General features: G+C 34.1%; 17 protein-coding genes and 1 pseudogene. 6 read left to right on the top strand and 12 right to left on the bottom strand.

The window, feature by feature from the left end; translation table 11 throughout:
* Positions 1–36 precede the first annotated feature (36 nt).
* The 7 genes and pseudogenes from AC07XN_RS16925 to AC07XN_RS16895 form a co-directional block, all read right to left on the bottom strand.
* Entirely contained in the window at positions 37–759 is a 723-nt protein-coding gene (locus tag AC07XN_RS16925) for a DUF2490 domain-containing protein (protein WP_494743925.1), read from the bottom strand.
* 11 nt (positions 760–770) lie between these two features.
* Positions 771–1,421: a MarR family winged helix-turn-helix transcriptional regulator gene (locus AC07XN_RS16920; RefSeq protein WP_494743924.1), complete on the bottom strand. Its 651-nt coding sequence runs from the start codon at positions 1,419–1,421 to the stop codon at positions 771–773.
* A gap of 72 nt (positions 1,422–1,493) precedes the next feature.
* Complete coding sequence (locus AC07XN_RS16915; RefSeq protein ID WP_494743923.1) at positions 1,494–2,456, bottom strand: sodium-dependent bicarbonate transport family permease; 963 nt, start codon at positions 2,454–2,456, stop codon at positions 1,494–1,496.
* Between the two features lie 34 nt (positions 2,457–2,490).
* On the bottom strand, positions 2,491–3,447 hold the full coding sequence (locus tag AC07XN_RS16910) for an L-threonylcarbamoyladenylate synthase (protein ID WP_494743922.1): 957 nt from the start codon (positions 3,445–3,447) through the stop codon (positions 2,491–2,493).
* A 5-nt stretch (positions 3,448–3,452) separates the two neighbouring features.
* Positions 3,453–3,524, bottom strand: a pseudogene (locus tag AC07XN_RS16905) (DUF6671 family protein); the annotation flags it as partial.
* Between the two features lie 34 nt (positions 3,525–3,558).
* Positions 3,559–3,798 (bottom strand): hypothetical protein, encoded by a 240-nt coding sequence (locus AC07XN_RS16900; RefSeq protein ID WP_494743921.1) that lies wholly within the window; start codon positions 3,796–3,798, stop codon positions 3,559–3,561.
* Between the two features lie 11 nt (positions 3,799–3,809).
* Positions 3,810–5,246, bottom strand: a complete 1,437-nt coding sequence (locus AC07XN_RS16895) for an NADP-dependent isocitrate dehydrogenase (protein WP_494743920.1) — start codon at positions 5,244–5,246, stop codon at positions 3,810–3,812.
* A 94-nt stretch (positions 5,247–5,340) separates the two neighbouring features.
* Between AC07XN_RS16895 and AC07XN_RS16890 the strand changes: the two genes are divergently transcribed.
* Positions 5,341–6,264, top strand: coding sequence for a LysR family transcriptional regulator (locus tag AC07XN_RS16890; protein ID WP_494743919.1), 924 nt, complete (start codon positions 5,341–5,343; stop codon positions 6,262–6,264).
* Between the two features lie 1,090 nt (positions 6,265–7,354).
* Positions 7,355–7,927 (top strand): recombinase family protein, encoded by a 573-nt coding sequence (locus tag AC07XN_RS16885; RefSeq protein ID WP_494743918.1) that lies wholly within the window; start codon positions 7,355–7,357, stop codon positions 7,925–7,927.
* Positions 7,928–8,100: 173 nt separating this feature from the next.
* Here the strand turns inward: AC07XN_RS16885 and AC07XN_RS16880 are convergent, their stop codons facing one another.
* Positions 8,101–8,973: a cation diffusion facilitator family transporter gene (locus AC07XN_RS16880; RefSeq protein WP_494743917.1), complete on the bottom strand. Its 873-nt coding sequence runs from the start codon at positions 8,971–8,973 to the stop codon at positions 8,101–8,103.
* A gap of 504 nt (positions 8,974–9,477) precedes the next feature.
* Here AC07XN_RS16880 and AC07XN_RS16875 point away from each other — a divergent pair.
* Positions 9,478–9,999 carry a YciE/YciF ferroxidase family protein gene (locus AC07XN_RS16875; protein ID WP_309917687.1) on the top strand — a complete coding sequence of 174 codons (522 nt, stop codon included), beginning with the start codon at positions 9,478–9,480 and terminating at the stop codon, positions 9,997–9,999.
* A gap of 188 nt (positions 10,000–10,187) precedes the next feature.
* Positions 10,188–12,347, top strand: a complete 2,160-nt coding sequence (locus tag AC07XN_RS16870; protein WP_494743916.1) for a catalase — start codon at positions 10,188–10,190, stop codon at positions 12,345–12,347.
* 125 nt (positions 12,348–12,472) lie between these two features.
* On the opposite strand, the gene AC07XN_RS16865 is transcribed toward AC07XN_RS16870, so the two are convergent.
* Both AC07XN_RS16865 and AC07XN_RS16860 read right to left on the bottom strand, forming a co-directional pair.
* A complete protein-coding gene (locus AC07XN_RS16865) occupies positions 12,473–12,946 on the bottom strand; it encodes a CinA family protein (RefSeq protein WP_309917681.1) in 474 nt (157 codons plus the stop codon).
* Positions 12,947–12,979: 33 nt separating this feature from the next.
* Positions 12,980–13,828 (bottom strand): SDR family oxidoreductase, encoded by an 849-nt coding sequence (locus AC07XN_RS16860; RefSeq protein WP_494743915.1) that lies wholly within the window; start codon positions 13,826–13,828, stop codon positions 12,980–12,982.
* A 99-nt stretch (positions 13,829–13,927) separates the two neighbouring features.
* Here AC07XN_RS16860 and AC07XN_RS16855 point away from each other — a divergent pair, with 99 nt between their 5' ends.
* On the top strand, positions 13,928–14,590 hold the full coding sequence (locus tag AC07XN_RS16855; protein ID WP_309917675.1) for a DUF6766 family protein: 663 nt from the start codon (positions 13,928–13,930) through the stop codon (positions 14,588–14,590).
* A 446-nt stretch (positions 14,591–15,036) separates the two neighbouring features.
* Here AC07XN_RS16855 and AC07XN_RS16850 read toward each other — a convergent pair whose 3' ends face one another.
* Both AC07XN_RS16850 and AC07XN_RS16845 read right to left on the bottom strand, forming a co-directional pair.
* Positions 15,037–15,186 carry a DUF2256 domain-containing protein gene (locus AC07XN_RS16850; protein ID WP_494743914.1) on the bottom strand — a complete coding sequence of 50 codons (150 nt, stop codon included), beginning with the start codon at positions 15,184–15,186 and terminating at the stop codon, positions 15,037–15,039.
* A gap of 110 nt (positions 15,187–15,296) precedes the next feature.
* Positions 15,297–15,497 (bottom strand): hypothetical protein, encoded by a 201-nt coding sequence (locus AC07XN_RS16845; RefSeq protein ID WP_494743913.1) that lies wholly within the window; start codon positions 15,495–15,497, stop codon positions 15,297–15,299.
* Between the two features lie 692 nt (positions 15,498–16,189).
* Between AC07XN_RS16845 and AC07XN_RS16840 the strand changes: the two genes are divergently transcribed.
* The gene (locus AC07XN_RS16840; RefSeq protein WP_494743912.1) at positions 16,190–16,792 is read left to right on the top strand and encodes a LuxR C-terminal-related transcriptional regulator; all 603 of its coding nucleotides are present in this window, start codon (positions 16,190–16,192) and stop codon (positions 16,790–16,792) included.
* The last annotated feature ends 136 nt before the right edge of the window (positions 16,793–16,928 follow it).

Below are 16,928 nucleotides of genomic sequence, written 5' to 3'. Positions count from 1 at the left end.
CTGTGATACTATTCCTATATAGATAAATTTAAGATTCTAATTATCATTTATGTCGTTATTAATAGTTTTATTAGATGATTTTACAGGGAATATGTCCATAAAGTATCCTATTTGAAGAAAATCTCGACCTGTTTCATCATCAATCTTATAATCAAATTGGTGTAAATAGCCGATTTGTATTGTTGAGGCTTTTGTAGGTTTGTAATTGATAGAAAATAACATCCTGTTTCTTTCAAAATAAGGTTCATTATCGGTAAAAAAGATTTCATTGCTTAAATTAATCTGTAGAGGGCTGTATTCACCTCTTTGTTTGCCTAGAGGATATGATAATCCGAGCCTATATCGAAATCGATTTCGATAACCATTACTTGTAAATCTTAATTCAGTTCTATATCGTTGCTCAATCCTAATTTTATTAATGGATTGATATAGAATAACCTGTGGCCAAATTCTAAATTCATCATTATTTTTAGGTAAAACAAAATCTCCCCCTTCTCTATAGGTTTGATAACTACCTGTTCCAATGGTTAATACAACGTTTTTAGAAAACTTATAATTAATACCTCCTTTGTACTCATAGTAGTGAAAATTAGTGAAAAATTTTAGTGAACGAATTTGTCCTTCGCCCCAAACACTCCATTTTTCATTGAGATTGTATTTTACATTCAATATACTCCAAGTCCCTAAATCAAATGCTTGAGCCAGAGAATTATTTATCAATAAACAAAATGTAAGCAATACTAAATATAATGTCCTCATCTATTCATCTTTTAATCATAATTGTTAACTAATGGTGTAATTATGCTACATTTCTTTCTCAAACTTTCAATATTGATATCAATATGTTGCCTGTGATACTTTACTAATTTTAGTAATATATGATAAAGTGTACTTCTTTCAGCTATATCCAAAATAGACGTCAATTCTATCGAAACCATCTTCATTTGAGAAAAGGCTTTAGAAAGTTTTTTTTTGCCTGTATCTGTTAAATTGATTTGTTTACTTCGTTTGTCTGATTGGTTTGACTCTTCAGAAATAAGGTTTGCTTTAATAAGCCTTTTTATTATTTCAAGCCCTGTTGACTTCTCATAAACCATTAAATCTATTAACTCAGACTTAGTACAGCTTTTCAAACTTAATAACCTCGCCAAAAATGAAAACTCCTCCAAACTAAGATTCGTAGAGTACCCTAATACTAGTTTAGAATACATCTTGGCATAACGATGTAATAAACTATTAAGCATTTCTATATTATTTTCAACATCGGTTTTATCGTATAACTTATCAAAAGAAATACTATCTCTATTATTATCAATGATAAGCCAAATTAGAAAGGCATCTAAACTTTTACTCGTTTCTTCGTTATCGTAGTACTTTTCAACTTTTGTTATTAATAATTTTAAAAGTTCAAATTTTTCCATTTTTGTGTGGTATTTAAATATAATACTTGATAATTTCAGAGGAGTAACACGCCTTTTAATGATGATATATATTTAGAAATACTCAACAATTGCTAGATAAATGGGCATTCCGAAAGTGATGTTGAATGGAAAAGTTATTGCCAAAGCCATCGGTAAAAATAAACCTGGATTTGCTTTTGGTACTGCTATTTTCATGGCAGCGGGTACGGCAATATAAGATGCACTTGCCGCCAAAATAGCAAAGATGAATCTATTGCCTACTTCGTGCGTAATAAAACCACTGGCAATAGCTACCCAACAACCATTAAAAAGAGGTATCAGCACTGCAAACAGTATTGTAAACCAACCCGATTGATAAAAATTATTGATTTTCTTACCGCTAATAATTCCCATATCTAAAAGAAAAATCGCTAAAAACCCTTTGAATATATCCGTGGTAAATGGTTTTATACCTTGTGCTTGTTGCTCACTTGCCAATAAACCGATAATTAAACTTCCAATAATCAATAGTACACTCCCATTGGTCAAAGAATGTTTTATTACTGTTTTTAAACGTTGTGGTGTATCACTTTTACTGCCGAAAATACGTATCAAAACCACACCGACAATAATAGCAGGTGCTTCCATCACTGACATTACAGCAACCATATAGCCATTCATTGTGAGCTTTTGCATTTCCAAAAACGATACCGCCGTTACAAAAGTTACAGCACTTACCGAGCCGTATGCCGCACAAATTGCTCCTGCATTTTCAATACTTAGCTTCTTTTTCAAGATAAAGAAACTATAAAATGGAATAATACATGCCAATAAAACACCAAAAAGTAAAGCCCAAATAATCTCAAGATTAAATGGACTATGAGCCAACTCTTGCCCACCCTTAAAACCAATAGAAAACAAGAGATATAGCGAAATGAATTTAGAAGAATTTGGCGGAATTTCTAAATCACTCTTGAGCTGTACAGCAATGATGCCCAACACAAAAAACAGCAGTGCTGGATTGGTTAAATTTTCAATTAGTAATTGTAAGTTCATATTGTAAGGATTTAAGAATTATGCTTTTATATATTTATTTGAATCTTGCTCTTTCTAAGCGATCGTTTATACTTCGTCCAATGCCGATATTAGGTAGTTTTTCTATAATGATTGCATCTAATTTTTGTTTATCTAATCGGTGCATTACTGCATACAGATTTGCTCCTGCTTCTTGCAAATCTCCTTTTGTAGATAGTACTTCTTGACACAATTCCCACTTTTCTAGCCTTTCTTTAAATAAGATTAAGCCTACTTTTTTTCTCGAAAAAGATTTTATCATACTCTGAACATCGTCGGTAACAAAGGTGGGCGTTTGCGGAGCGTAGTGTTTCAAAAGCATTCCCGGAGCATCTGGTTGGTCTTTGGCACTGGTTTTAATCGCTATTTTACCGATTACTTCTTCTATTTCTTCTATCGAAATCGCTCCATGTCTGAACAAAACCGCTTGGCTATCTACAAACCCGATAATAGTTGATTCTAAGCCTTTTTCACATGCCCCACCATCCAATACTACAGGTATTTGTTCACTAAAATACTCTGCTACGTGTTCTGCGGTTGTTGGGCTAATCGAACCAAATGGATTGGCACTTGGTGCAGCAAGCGGATAATCAAGTAGGTTTAAAAGCGACTGAGCTATTGGATGTTTGGGAATCCTAACAGCAACAGTTTCTTTACCTGCGGTAATGATATTGGGGATAGTCGGATGCTTCTTTAATAATAAAGTAAGTGGACCAGGCCAAAAATGATTACTCAATTCGATGGCTTGTTCTGGTATTTCTACAGCTACTTTTTCAAGGTACTCGACCGACTTTATATGTACAATCAACGGATTGTAGAAAGGTCTTTGTTTTACTTCAAAAATCTTTTTTACTGCTTGTTCACTGTAAATATTCCCTGCCAATCCATAAACTGTTTCGGTTGGCATACCTATTACTTCGTTATTATTTAAAAAAAGGGCTGCTCTGTTTATATCTTTTGTTACTTCAATCATACATTTTATGGATTACAAAAATCACAATACATAGGATCCTCTGTTGGTTCATTTTCTCGGTATAATTGCTCGGTACTATACGAACATTTTACTTATCTATTCTTCTATGCATTAAATACTAATCTTAGCATCTATATCAACTGTTTCACCCTTTGCTTGAATGTGTTTGCGAATTTCAAATAAATCTTTTTGAAGTTGTTTTATCCTTCCTTCACGCCTTTTAATATCTTCTTCACTACTCTCCGAAGAGATTTTACCTTCGTGATATTTAATTTTAACGTGAATCATCTGTGTGATGAGTTCGATGGCTTCTTTGGCACTGAAGCGACCAAGAATAAGTTGTATTTCCATTCCTTTGTATTTTATTGTCCTTGACCTAAAGAGAAAGCTGATTTTCCATCAAATTCATACAAGTTTTCTGTCTTGATTGTATCGATAGATAATTCATTAGCATCATACAATAATTGTATAATATCCTGTTTTTGAATATGGTGACTCATGGTTGATTTGAATCGACAACGCCAGTGGTCTGTGCAGAATGTTTCTTTGAAACCATCTGGCCAAACCTTAATGCCACGGTTGGTAATCATCGAAAGTTTTACATCGTCATTATCTAATAATTGTATTTTTTCTGCTAATTCGTTAGGATCTGTACCAGCCCAGTGTACAAATATATCTACCCCAACCAGTTCTTTTTTAGCAGGAGTTTTCCGCTGATACTTCGGTAAATTCAATGCTGTTCCCTTTGAATAATTAACAGGTTTAAAGGTTTGAGGCTGTTTGCCCAAATTAGCAATCACTGCCTCAGCAAATTCTTTTGTACCTACTTTCTGTGTACTGATTCCTTCTTTATAAATATCGTAAGTATGAATACCCTCTTCGATAGTTCTTAGCCAAGCATTTTGTACTTTTTCTGCTACGGCTGTTTCGCCTATGTGATTCAACATCATAATCGCTCCTTGTAACAATCCTGAAGGATTCGCAAGGTTTTGTCCTGCTCTTCTTGGAGCCGAGCCATGAATAGCTTCAAACATGGCACATTCTTCACCAATGTTGGCCGAACCCGCCAAGCCAACCGAACCTGCAATTTGTGCGGCTACGTCCGAGAGTACATCGCCGTACAAATTCGGCATTACAATTACGTCAAAAGCTTCTGGTGTGTCAGCCATTTTTGCCGCTCCGATGTCGATAATCCAATGTTCATTTTCGATTGTTGGATACTCTTTGGCTATTTCATCAAACACTTGGTGGAACAAACCATCTGTTTGTTTCATGATATTATCTTTGGTGAAACAAGTCACTTTTTTACGTCCGTATTGTTTGGCGTATTCAAAAGAATAACGAACTATTTTCTCACAGCCCGGACGGCTAATTAATTTCAAACATTGTACTACTTCATCTGTCTGCTGGTGTTCAATCCCTGCGTACAAATCTTCTTCGTTTTCTCGGATAATCACGATATCCATTGCAGGGTGCTTCGTTTTTACAAAAGGATGTAAACTTGTACAAGGGCGAACATTTGAGTAAAGCCCTAAAAACTTACGAGTAGTTACATTCAGACTTTTATAACCACCGCCTTGCGGAGTAGTAATGGGAGCTTTCAAGAATACTTTGTTTCTTCGCACTACATCCCAAGATTCCTTAGCGATACCAGCCGTATTTCCTGCCAAATACACTTTTTCGCCTACTTCAATTTCCTCGACTTCAATAGCCGCTCCTGCTGCTAAGATGATTGCTAAAGTGGCATCCATAATTTCTGGCCCAATGCCATCGCCTTTTGCTACTGTGATTCGTGTCATGTTGATTTGCTTTTATTTTTTGACTTTGCAAAATTCTAAAATGTCGTTCATATATTTTTATTTATATTTGTAATGATAATCATTAAATATATTTATGAATTATACTTTGCATCAGCTACAAGTATTCTTGAAAGTAACCCAAACACAGAGTATCACAAAGGCATCAGAAGAGTTGCATTTAACGCAACCTGCGGTGTCGATTCAACTCCGAAACTTTCAAGAACAATTCGATATTCCATTGACAGAAGTAGTTGGAAGAAAGCTATTTATCACAGATTTTGGAAAAGAAATTGCTATTGCTGCCGAGCGAATTTTGGATGAAGTAAATGCCATTAATTTTAAAACATTGGCTTATAAAGGACAGCTATCTGGACGGCTAAAACTTTCTGTAGTTTCTACAGGAAAATATGTAATTCCTTACTTTTTAACTGATTTTTTGAAACAACATGAAGGCATAGAATTGATTTTGGATGTAACCAATAAAGCCAAAGTATTAGAAAGTTTAGAGAGTAATGAAGTAGATTTTTCATTAGTATCTGTCTTACCTGACAAATTACAGATTGAAAAAATTGCTTTGATGCAAAACAAATTATTTTTGGTAGGTAACACACAAGAATCCTTTATCAATAAAAATTACGAGAAAGATATTTTTGAGACGCTACCCCTTATCTATAGAGAAAAAGGCTCTGGAACAAGACATACGATGGAAAAATATGTTGAAGAGAATAAAGTTTCGGTTAGAAAAAAAATGGAACTGACTTCCAACGAAGCAGTAAAGCAAGCAGTAATTGCGGGTTTAGGTTATTCAATTATGCCATTGATTGGTATAAAAAATGAGATCCTCAACGGAGATTTACAAATCATTGCAGTCAACGGATTACCCATTATTACTACTTGGCATTTAATTTGGCTAAAAGGGAAAAACTTCTCCCCAGTAGCAAAAGCTTATCTGAATTATCTTCAAGAAGAAAAAACTAAAATCATTCATGATAAATTTAATTGGTTTGAAAAGTTTTGAGCTAGTTATTTAATTTTACTAGGCTATTTCATAGTTTGTTAATTTCAAAAAGATTAACACCACCAATATTTAATTTTTTTAAATGATTAAATTAAACCAAATAAATTGGAATAATAAAACATAAAGACAGGCTGCAAGTTAAATGAATTTACAAACTTAACGTTAATCATGTAGAATGGAACTTGTAAACTATAAGGTTAGTATATAGATAAAAGAGGTAATGATTTATCAACTAATTTCTATGTATATTCAATATTTATTTCTGATTATCAGACATTTATATATGGTAAGAAATGCCAAATAAACATTCAAACATTCAAACATTTGAAGATTGTAAAGTAGAATATACATCTTTTACTATCCTAAACATCCTTGCTGACCAATATTTGATATTAAATAAATTCTTCAGAATAATTGTTGAAAGAGCTTATGCTTTCCAAAAAGTTAAATCCCAGCCTTTAGCTTATAAAGAATACAGCTAATGATTTCATAAGTCGGAACTTTGTGCTTAAACCCTCATTTTCTCAGAGGTAAATCACAAATTATTTCCGATTCTATTATACCTTTGCTGAGTACGTAGTACATAAAAAGGTTGCTTTGGTATGGTTCACAAAACAAATATCAGCGACCTTTTTTTATTTTTAAGCAATTTTAGGAAAAAGTCAAGATGACTTCGTAGCGGTCAATTAAATTACTATTACTAATAGACTATTGTTTTTTTGCAAGCTTTCAAAATTACGGCTTTGTTTAATTTATCTAAGCATTGTAGTGGTTTATCTTAGTAAAAAGCTTAATATCTCACCTATATAGTATTTGAAATTAATTAGACTATTTCCCTATTCCTTTGGAGGTTTGTTTCCAAAAGGCAAAAGTGATAGGAGCTTCGCTAGAGCAGTATGAATTAAAAGACAATGCAGTTATTTTGAGATGATAAAAAACGTAATATTTCTAATCTCATTAAACGACCGTTTGATGAGATTAGAATACTTGCTACTATTTTCGCTAACTTTATGTGTTATCTTGTATCAAATTGTTATCTTGTAAAACAAAATATCAAGATGTGATATTTTAATGGTTAATGATACAAAATATGAAGATAGGATATGCTAGGGTTTCTACCCAAGACCAAAATTTAGATCTACAAACAGATGACTTAACAAAATTTGGCTGTGAAAGAATTTACCAAGAAAAAGTATCTTCTGGGAAGGAGCGACCACAACTAGTAAGACTATTAGATAATTTGAGAGCAGGAGATACACTTATTGTCTGGAAACTAGATCGTTTAGGTAGGTCATTAAAGGAATTAATTCAGTTAATCGAAATGCTGGAAAATAAGAAAGTCCATTTTGTATCGATAAAAGATACGATTGATACTTCGAGTGCTCAAGGGAGATTATTCCTAAATATTTTTGCTTCGTTGGCAGAATTTGAGCGCGATATCATCCGTGAAAGAACCAGAGCAGGCTTGGCCTCAGCCAGAGCAAGGGGACGTACTGGAGGAAGAAAAAAGGGATTAAGTTCTGATGGGCTAAAAAAAGCAGAAACGGCAGTGATGCTGTATCAACAAAAGAAATCAGCAGATGAAATTGCTAGTATTATAGGTGTTGGAAGAGCAACTGTGTATCGGTATTTAGAGGCCATGGGACAGAAAAGAAATTTGTGAATTGCTCTAAAAGAAAAGTCTTTCTTGTATAGTTTTTAAATTCTCTCTTTAAAACAGAATAGTGATGAAAAGCACGTATATACAGCTAAGGGTTATAGTTGGAATGGAATGTTGTATGGCCATTTGGAATCATATCATCGCATATTAAATATTAAATCAAGATATAGCTTTTCCTATATATTATTAGGCTCAATATGTATCAAAATTTGTCCAAGTTGAGGCAATTCTTTTTGCAATGTGTCTTTTAAATGATGTGCAATATCGTGCCCCTGTTTTACGGTTAAGTTCCCATCTACTGTTGCATGCAAGTCTACATGGTATTTCATACCTGCTTTTCGGATAAAGCATTTTTCAGTATCAACTACGCCATTTACAGTTATGGCAACTATTCTGATTTCGGCTATTAAATCATCATATACATGTTCGTCCATGATTTCACCCAATGCTGGCCTAAAGATTAAATAACTATTATATAATATAAATCCTGATGCAAAGAGTGCAGCCCAATCGTCGGCCGATTCAAAACCTTTTCCAAAGTACAAAGCAATAGAAATGCCTATAAATGCAGAAATAGAAGTTATTGCATCGCTTCTATGGTGCCAAGCATCTGCTTTTAATGAAGAACTATGGGTTTCTTTACTCTTTTTAATGACTATTTGATAAGATATTTCCTTCCAAATAATTATTATTCCTAAAACTGCTAACGTCCATGCTTTTGGTAATTCGTGTGGAGTGCCTATATTTTGTATGCTTTCATGAGCAATAATTACGGCAGAGGTTATTAAAAAAACAACGACTAAAAAGGTAATTAATGGTTCTATTCGACCATGTCCATAAGGGTGATTTTTATCAGGAGGTCTGTTGGCATATTTAAGTCCAAATAATACTAGAATAGAAGAAAAAATATCTGTGGTAGATTCAATTGCATCAGCTATCAGTGCATACGAGTTTCCAAAAAATCCAGCAAATCCTTTTGCAATAGCCAAGGCTAAATTCCCTAATATACTAAAATAAGTTGTTCTTATCGCCTTCTGTTCGTTTGTCATTCTTTATCAAGGTTTTTAAGGTTACACATAATATTTATATACCAGTAATTGGACTATGTTATTGTATAACCCTTTCCAAGGTTACTTTATTCCAAAAAGATTAATATTCTTATTACACTATACCGTTATGACAAATATAGGCAAAAGGGGGCTTGTAAAACATACACAATAGTTTTGACCCCAAAAGATGCACAAAGTGACTACGTAGTTTAAATGATATTCATGCTGTTAATAACGATTAATAAAGAAACCCATTTGGGTAACGGTTATTAGTTTAGCATATCTACTTGTGGATATTTATAAGCATTATTAATTGACATCAAATGAGGTAGTTATACCACATTATATAAATAACTAATACGTTTGGGGGTACTTCTTACTCATTATACGATATAAATAATATGTGGTATATATTTTTTTACTATTTAATCAAAACACTCATGTGCTTGAACGTTAGCATGTTGTGTTATTAAGCAATCTATTCAAACTTAATTTGAAGAAAAAATGAAAAACACACAAAAAAAATCAGATGTGGCTACTGGCCTGAGCGAATTATTTGAAGACAGCTTAAAAGACATTTATTATGCTGAAAAAGCATTGACGAAAGCTTTGCCAAAAATGGCTAAAAAAGCTACTTCTCAGGAATTGATAGATGCCATTACGGAACATTTGACAGTTACCGAAGGTCAGGTGGATAGACTTGAGAAAGTATTTGAAGTATTAGGATTAAAAGCACAAACCAAGAAATGCGAAGCCATAGAAGGGTTGATTAAGGAAGCAGAGGAAATTATGGAAAGTACGCAAGAAGGCGTAGTGCGTGATGCAGGTATTATTGCTGCAAGCCAAAAAGTGGAACACTACGAAATAGCCACTTATGGAACATTGGTAGCTTTTGCGAACACGCTTGGAGAAAAAGAGGCAGCGCATTTGTTAAGTCAAACCTTGGAAGAAGAGAAAGAAGCCGATAGTGCATTATCGAACATTGCAGAAAGTTCAATCAATATTGAAGCTGCAGAAGAGGTATAGGCAAATCGTAACTCAAGTCAGGTAATAATGAGACTCTCTTTGAGCATTGGTATATTATCAATGCTCGAAGAGAGTTCTGTTATAAGGCTCCCAATTAATCTTTTAAAATACTTTAATTGGAAGTTATTGGCTGGTAATAAATGTATTTAAGTGTGTTTTATTCTACTAAAATCTCATCCGTTAGAAAAATGAAAAAATCAACTAATAAAAAACAAGCTGACCTTGACAGTAATAAAGAAGATAGTCAACATCAATTCCTTACTACAAATCAGGGATTAAAGATTAATGACAACCAAAATTCACTGAAAGCGGGAGAACGAGGGCCTTCTTTACTGGAAGATTTTATACTTCGAGAGAAAATTACGCACTTTGACCATGAAAGAATTCCAGAGCGTGTTGTTCATGCAAGGGGAGAAGCAGCACATGGGTATTTTCAGGTTTATGAATCTATGGCTCCTTATACAAAAGCTAAGTTTCTACAAGACCCTGCTCAAAAAACGCCAGTATTTGTGCGTTTTTCAACCGTTGCTGGTTCGCGTGGCTCAAGCGATTTAGCACGTGATGTCAGAGGATTTGCTGTTAAGTTCTATACTGAAGAAGGAAATTATGATTTGGTAGGTAATAATGTCCCTGTTTTCTTTATTCAAGACGCTATCAAATTTCCTGATTTAATTCACGCCGTTAAGCCAGAGCCTCATAATGAAATTCCGCAAGCAGCCTCTGCCCATGATACTTTCTGGGACTTTATCTCATTATTACCCGAAAGTATGCATATGATTATGTGGGTAATGAGCGACCGTGCCCTTCCTAGAAGTCTACGCATGATTGAAGGCTTTGGTGTGCATACCTTTAAATTTATCAATGAGCAAGGTAAGGCGTTCTTTGTAAAGTTTCACTGGAAACCTTTGTTGGGAGTACATTCGGTAAGTTGGGATGAAGCCCAAAAAATTTCAGGGAAAGACCCTGATTTTCATCGCCGTGATTTATGGGAAGCGATTGAAAGTGGCAATTTTCCTGAATGGGAGTTTGGTGTTCAACTTGTTCCCGAAGAAGATGAACATAAATTCGAGTTTGATTTGCTAGACCCTACTAAACTAATTCCCGAAGAGCTAGTACCGGTAATGAAAATTGGTAAAATGACATTGGATAGAAATCCTGATAACTTTTTTGCTGAAACCGAACAAGTGGCTTTTCACCCAGGACACCTTGTCCCTGGTATTGATTTTACGAATGATCCTCTTTTACAAGGACGTTTGTTTTCATATACCGATACTCAGCTCACTCGCTTAGGAAGTCCAAATTTTCACGAAATTCCTATTAATCGCCCAATTGCTCCAGTGCATAATAATCAGCGAGATGGGCATATGCGACAGACAATTAATCATAGCAAAACAAGCTATGACCCCAATACCCTAAGTGGTGGATGCCCTTTTCAGGCTAAAATGAGTGAAGGAGGCTTTACTAGCCATAATGAACGCATTGAAGCCCACAAGATTCGTGGTCGTAGTCAAAGTTTTTTTGACCATTTCAGTCAAGCTACACTTTTTTTCAACAGTCAATCTGATTATGAAAAAAATCATATCGTAGATGCCTTGAGCTTTGAATTAGGAAACGTGAAAGCGGAATATATTCGTAAAAGAATGCTCAAAATGCTTTGGTATATAGACAAAGGATTGGCTGCAAAAGTGGCCTACAATTTAGGAATATCAATACCTTCTGCCTTAGAAACACCTTTAAATCAGAGTTATCCTGCTGATGCAGATGTGGCTTCTTATCAGCCTGTTATCGTAAAGAGTTCATTAGAGAAATCAGAAGCCCTAAGTATGGCATCCACCGTGAAGAATTCTATTCTCACCCGTAAGATAGCTATCCTAGTAGCAGATGGAGTCAGTGAAAATTCACTCAAAACGATGAAGAGTATTTTGCAAGCTCAAGGGGCGGTAGTGGAAATAATTGCACCAAAATTAGGAGTCGTTATTACAGAAAATGATCAAGAAATAAAAGTAGATAAGAGCTTTCTAACAGCGGCGTCAGTACTATATGATGCGGTATATGTACCTGGAGGTTCCAATAGTGTGGCCTATCTAGAAGCTGATGCCGATGCGATTCATTTTCTGAATGAAACCTTCAAGCATTGTAAAGCAATTGCGGCCGATTCAGCTGCCTTGCCAGTATTAAAGGCTACCTATTTTGGAAGCAAAATTCCTGAAAATTATAAGGATGTGTCTGAGATACTGGAAGGTTTATTTATCAACAACTCGATAGAAGCATTAGCTGGTGATTTTATAAATGCTATTGCATTACATCGTTTCTGGCAACGAGAAAAGAAAGATAAAGTACCAGCTTAAATAGCGCTGATTTATAAAACGAATAAAACCTCTACCTATTTTTTATGCTAATTCTACACCTATTATTTATTTTATACCTTTTCAATTATTTTTTATGAAAAACCAAGCGAAAAATAACTCTATGTTTATACGTACGTCAACAAAAGTTGGGCAACTTGGTCTATGGTTTGCATTACAATTTCTTCAGGAGACCCCTTAAAGATTTCTTTAATTCCGATAGATTTGTCTTTCGTTACCAGATGAATAAACATCGTACCAACAGGCTTTTGGAGTGTTTCGCTTCCCCCACTACTAGTAAGCCCTGTAATCGCTACTTGAACATCAGCATCTATTAAGGATTTTAATCTATGAGCCAACTCTTTGGTTACTTCGGCTGATTCTGGAGTATATTTTTTAATCATTTCGGTAGGCACACCCAAAATAGTTTCTTTAAGACAAGCATCATAGCAAACTAATCCACCTTTAAGTAGTTTCCCCGAATCCTCTACCATCGAGTACTCAGCAGCAGCTCTTCCTGCAGTGGCACTTTCAGCAAAAGCAATCGTTAGGCGATTTGCTACTAAATGTTTGCTACTTTTTGTTACTAGGATAGAAGGCATATAAATGATTTTTAGATGATTATAGTTTTGTATTTAAGTATTGATGATGACTCCACCATTAGGATGAATCACTTGACCAGTTATATATGAGCTATCTTCAGAGGCTAGAAAAACAAAAGCTGTAGCTACTTCCCAAGGTTGTCCGCCCCGTTGCATGGGTGTATCTTTTCCAAAGTCTTCTTTCTTCTGATCTGGGAATGTCGAAGCAACCAATGGCGTCCATATAGGTCCGGGTGCAACAGCATTTACACGTATATTTTTGTGTGCTAAACTAGCCGACAACGATCTGGTAAAACTAATCAAAGCACCTTTGCTGGAAGAATAGTCAATCAAATGGCCATTCCCTTGATAAGCCACCACAGAAGCAGTGATAATAATACAACCACCTTCTTTGAGGTGTTTTAGGGCTTCTTGAACCATGTGGAAAGACCCGAAGACATTTATTTTAAACGTTTCTTCCCAATCTTTTGATTTTACTTTAGTAAAATCCTCTTGAGGATGTTGTATGCCCGCATTGTTAACTAATATGTCTAATTTGTTAAAACGCTTGATGACAGCTTGAGTCGCCCGTCTTGGAGTAGATGGGTCTAATAAATCCCCACCTATCAAGAAACATTCTCTTCCTTCATCTTCAATAAGTTCTTTGGTGATATTGGCATCTTTGTTCTCTGAAGGATGATAAAGAATAGCAATATTAGCACCTTCTCTAGCAAAATGCAGGGCAATTGCTCTCCCAATACCACTATCTCCCCCTGTAATAAAGGCTATTTTGTTTGTCAATTTACCCGACCCTCGATAGTTATTTCTAATAAATACCATCTCAGAAGTAGTTTTATTATTGATTCCGGGAGTATTATCCTTAGTTGTTTTTTGCGCTTTCATATCATATAAGTTTAGTTTTCATAAAACCTTTAAAAAATTATACCACCAAGAAATGGTGGTATAATTTTTTAATGTATCAATAAAATAAACATTTAGATTATGAAGAAAAATAATTCTTTTTGGAGAAACAATGGATTGTCATTAGCCTTATTAGGCTGTTTTTTGCTCTTTTGGCTAGGGCAGGCTCTTACTGGATGGCAAGAACATAATCAAGAATTAAACGAACATGGAGCCTCTAGTTTAACATTTGGAGCTTATCTTCAAACAGGACATTTTTTATCGGCCACCTTTGAAAACTGGGAAAGCGAATTTTTTCAGATGATAGTTTATGTATTATTTACGATTTCTCTCAGACAAAAAGGTTCTGCTGAATCCAAAGCATTAGAAGGGGAGGAGAGTGAAGATAAAGAACCCAAAGTTCATCCAAATGCTCCTTGGGCTGTTAAGCAAGGAGGTATATGGCTGAAACTTTATCAAAACTCTCTTACGATAGCATATGCTTTATTATTTACCATCTCTTTTAGTTTACATGCCTGTGGAAGTTATGAAGTCTATAGACAAGAGCAATTCTTAAACCACGAAGAGGCTATTTCATTCTCAAAGTATCTTGTCGGAAGTCGCTTTTGGTTTGAATCGTTTCAAAATTGGCAGAGCGAATTTTTAGCGGTGTTATCTATTGTATTTTTGAGTATTTATTTGCGTCAAAAAGGTTCACCAGAATCTAAGCCTGTGGACGCACCTTATGAAAAGACCGGGAAATAGTAAACCCAATAAAATATTATTTAACAAGGCATGAATTATGTACCAAACACAAGGCTTATATTTTTAACCACAAACAGATTATTTATAGACTAGGAAGGTACTCGTTGGCATGATGATTATTGCATGTTTTACTTTCATCCCATTTATAAAAGGCTTTGACCAGTGTAATAAGTTTTGTATTTTTTAGGAAAGCCCCATACTTCTTGGTTCGATCCTCTCTGTCAGAGGGCTATATTTTCTCATATCTTACTATTGTTCACTGGCTTGTTCATAGTTTACAGATTTTTTCGAGTAAGAAACTTTATAATACTTTATGCTAACTCTGTAGAAAGCTTTATTTATGAGAATTGTATTGTCTGAAAAATAAAAAGTCTTCAACTAGATAAATAGAATCATCTATAGCAAATAAAAGACTACCTTGAAATAGTTGATGTGGGGAAATGAGTTTAATTGTTTGTATGCGCTGTGTTTTTATTCCTCCTACATTTTTCACTACAATACTTAACGTCAGCCCAATGTTTTTCCCATTTTTTCCGCCACGTAAATGGCAGATTACACACAGGGCAAGTTTTTTGTGGAAATTCACTTTTTTTCATGTATTTGGCTTTAAGTCCTATGATACAACATACTTTTAATAGAATTGTTTTTGAGTGGTTATTTATTGTGCTTTACTTATGTTAGAAATTTCCTACCACCAGAAGTATTCCTAGTTACTTTTGGGGCAACCATTCACTAATAACATTTTTAGAAAACTTTCATACAATTCAATTGCAGAAAGCATTTTATTAGTGACAACCATATTTTCTACTTGAAAGTCAGTTGTAAAACGTAAGTTTCGAGACGCTCTGGCGTAAACATATACATGCATACTATCTATGATAAACCAATCTTGTAGATGTGTATCCATACGATACAAGAGTTTACTCCGCATTAACTCAGTAATTTGTTGTAAATAAATCCTTGCATTCACGATAATAACGACTTCTTTCCAAAAGTTTAGAGAATAGGTGTTGTATGATTTTTCTTGACGTACCCATGCCGTGCTTTTTCGGAATCAAAAACCATTTGTCCAACTAAATTTAAGCAAATGACCTCACTATCTGAAAAAAAGGGTTGGGGCAACTAAATATTGTAAAGTTTGATAAAGCTCATCACTAAATAGAAAAAGTTAACGATAAGAAGTTTTCTACATCAAAATCTTCTCGTGTATCTTTGAAGGCTATGAATCTTGATTCTTGGGTGTATGGGCTTTCTCTTTTGGTCGCAACCTCTGAGATAACCCTTTTTTCTAGTTAACAAATTATTTCAAATAGCATAACTGGGAATAGTATATATTGTTTTAGTTACTTTAAATACTGATTTTGGATAGTAAAGCGCTATTTTGCTAGATGAAAGATATTAGGTTCATGTGAGAGTGATAGCAAAGGATAAAAATGTGTGATTATTATTGTTAATATTATAGTAAAGCACAACTTTTCTTTGTATTTTTATGTGTCTATATACCTTATTCTTAATAACATACTACCTATGACACAGTACAATACAACTATGGAGTTAAAAATTTCTCCCACACTTATGATTGCATCTTCAAATCTACTGATGGCAGAACTAATCAAAACAATAAATGACGAGATTCCTTTTGAAGTAACCTGTATTATAACGGAAGGTACTCACTTATTTGAGAGAATTTTTGAAGTTCATCCCGATTATTTATTGGTAGACTCTGAATTAGAAAATTGTAATGGATTAGGATTTTTTAAAAAATTGGAAAGAATTAAAATTAACGCTAAAGTAATTGTTTATTCATTTTCCAAAAGTCCTGCTTACTTAAAATGCTTTCTTTCTTCCAAGGCTAATGCTTATATCCAAAATGGATGTAGTTTGTCTGAATTTAAAACATGTTTAAAAAATATTTCTGAAGGCAAGAGGGTTATATTTTCTAATATTAATCAAAATGACGCGATAGCACATCAGCATTCAATACAAGCTTCGCCTCTCTATAATCTCAACGTATTAACTGAACGAGAAAAAGTTATTTGGAAACTTCTTGCTCAAGAAATGACAGAAAGAGAAATAGCAGATAAACTTATCATTAGTATAAATACTGTAAAAACACATAAAAACAATATTTCGGAAAAAATAGGAATTAAAAATAAAAAGAGATTAACAAGAGTGGTAAATTCTATGTTGACGTATATTTAATAACGTTATAATACTTTGGTATTAGAAAATACTTCAAAAAATCATACTTTTAAAGTATTTTTTTTAATATGATAACTAAATACTTTTGTAAAGGATTTTTGATTTCAGAATAAAATGCGATTTGTAATATCAAATT

Source organism: Arcicella sp. GW458-12-2-14-TSB2 (genome assembly GCF_059423785.1).
The sequence above is the reverse complement of the archived record's forward strand: the minus strand, read 5'-3'. Positions and strand labels throughout refer to the sequence as shown.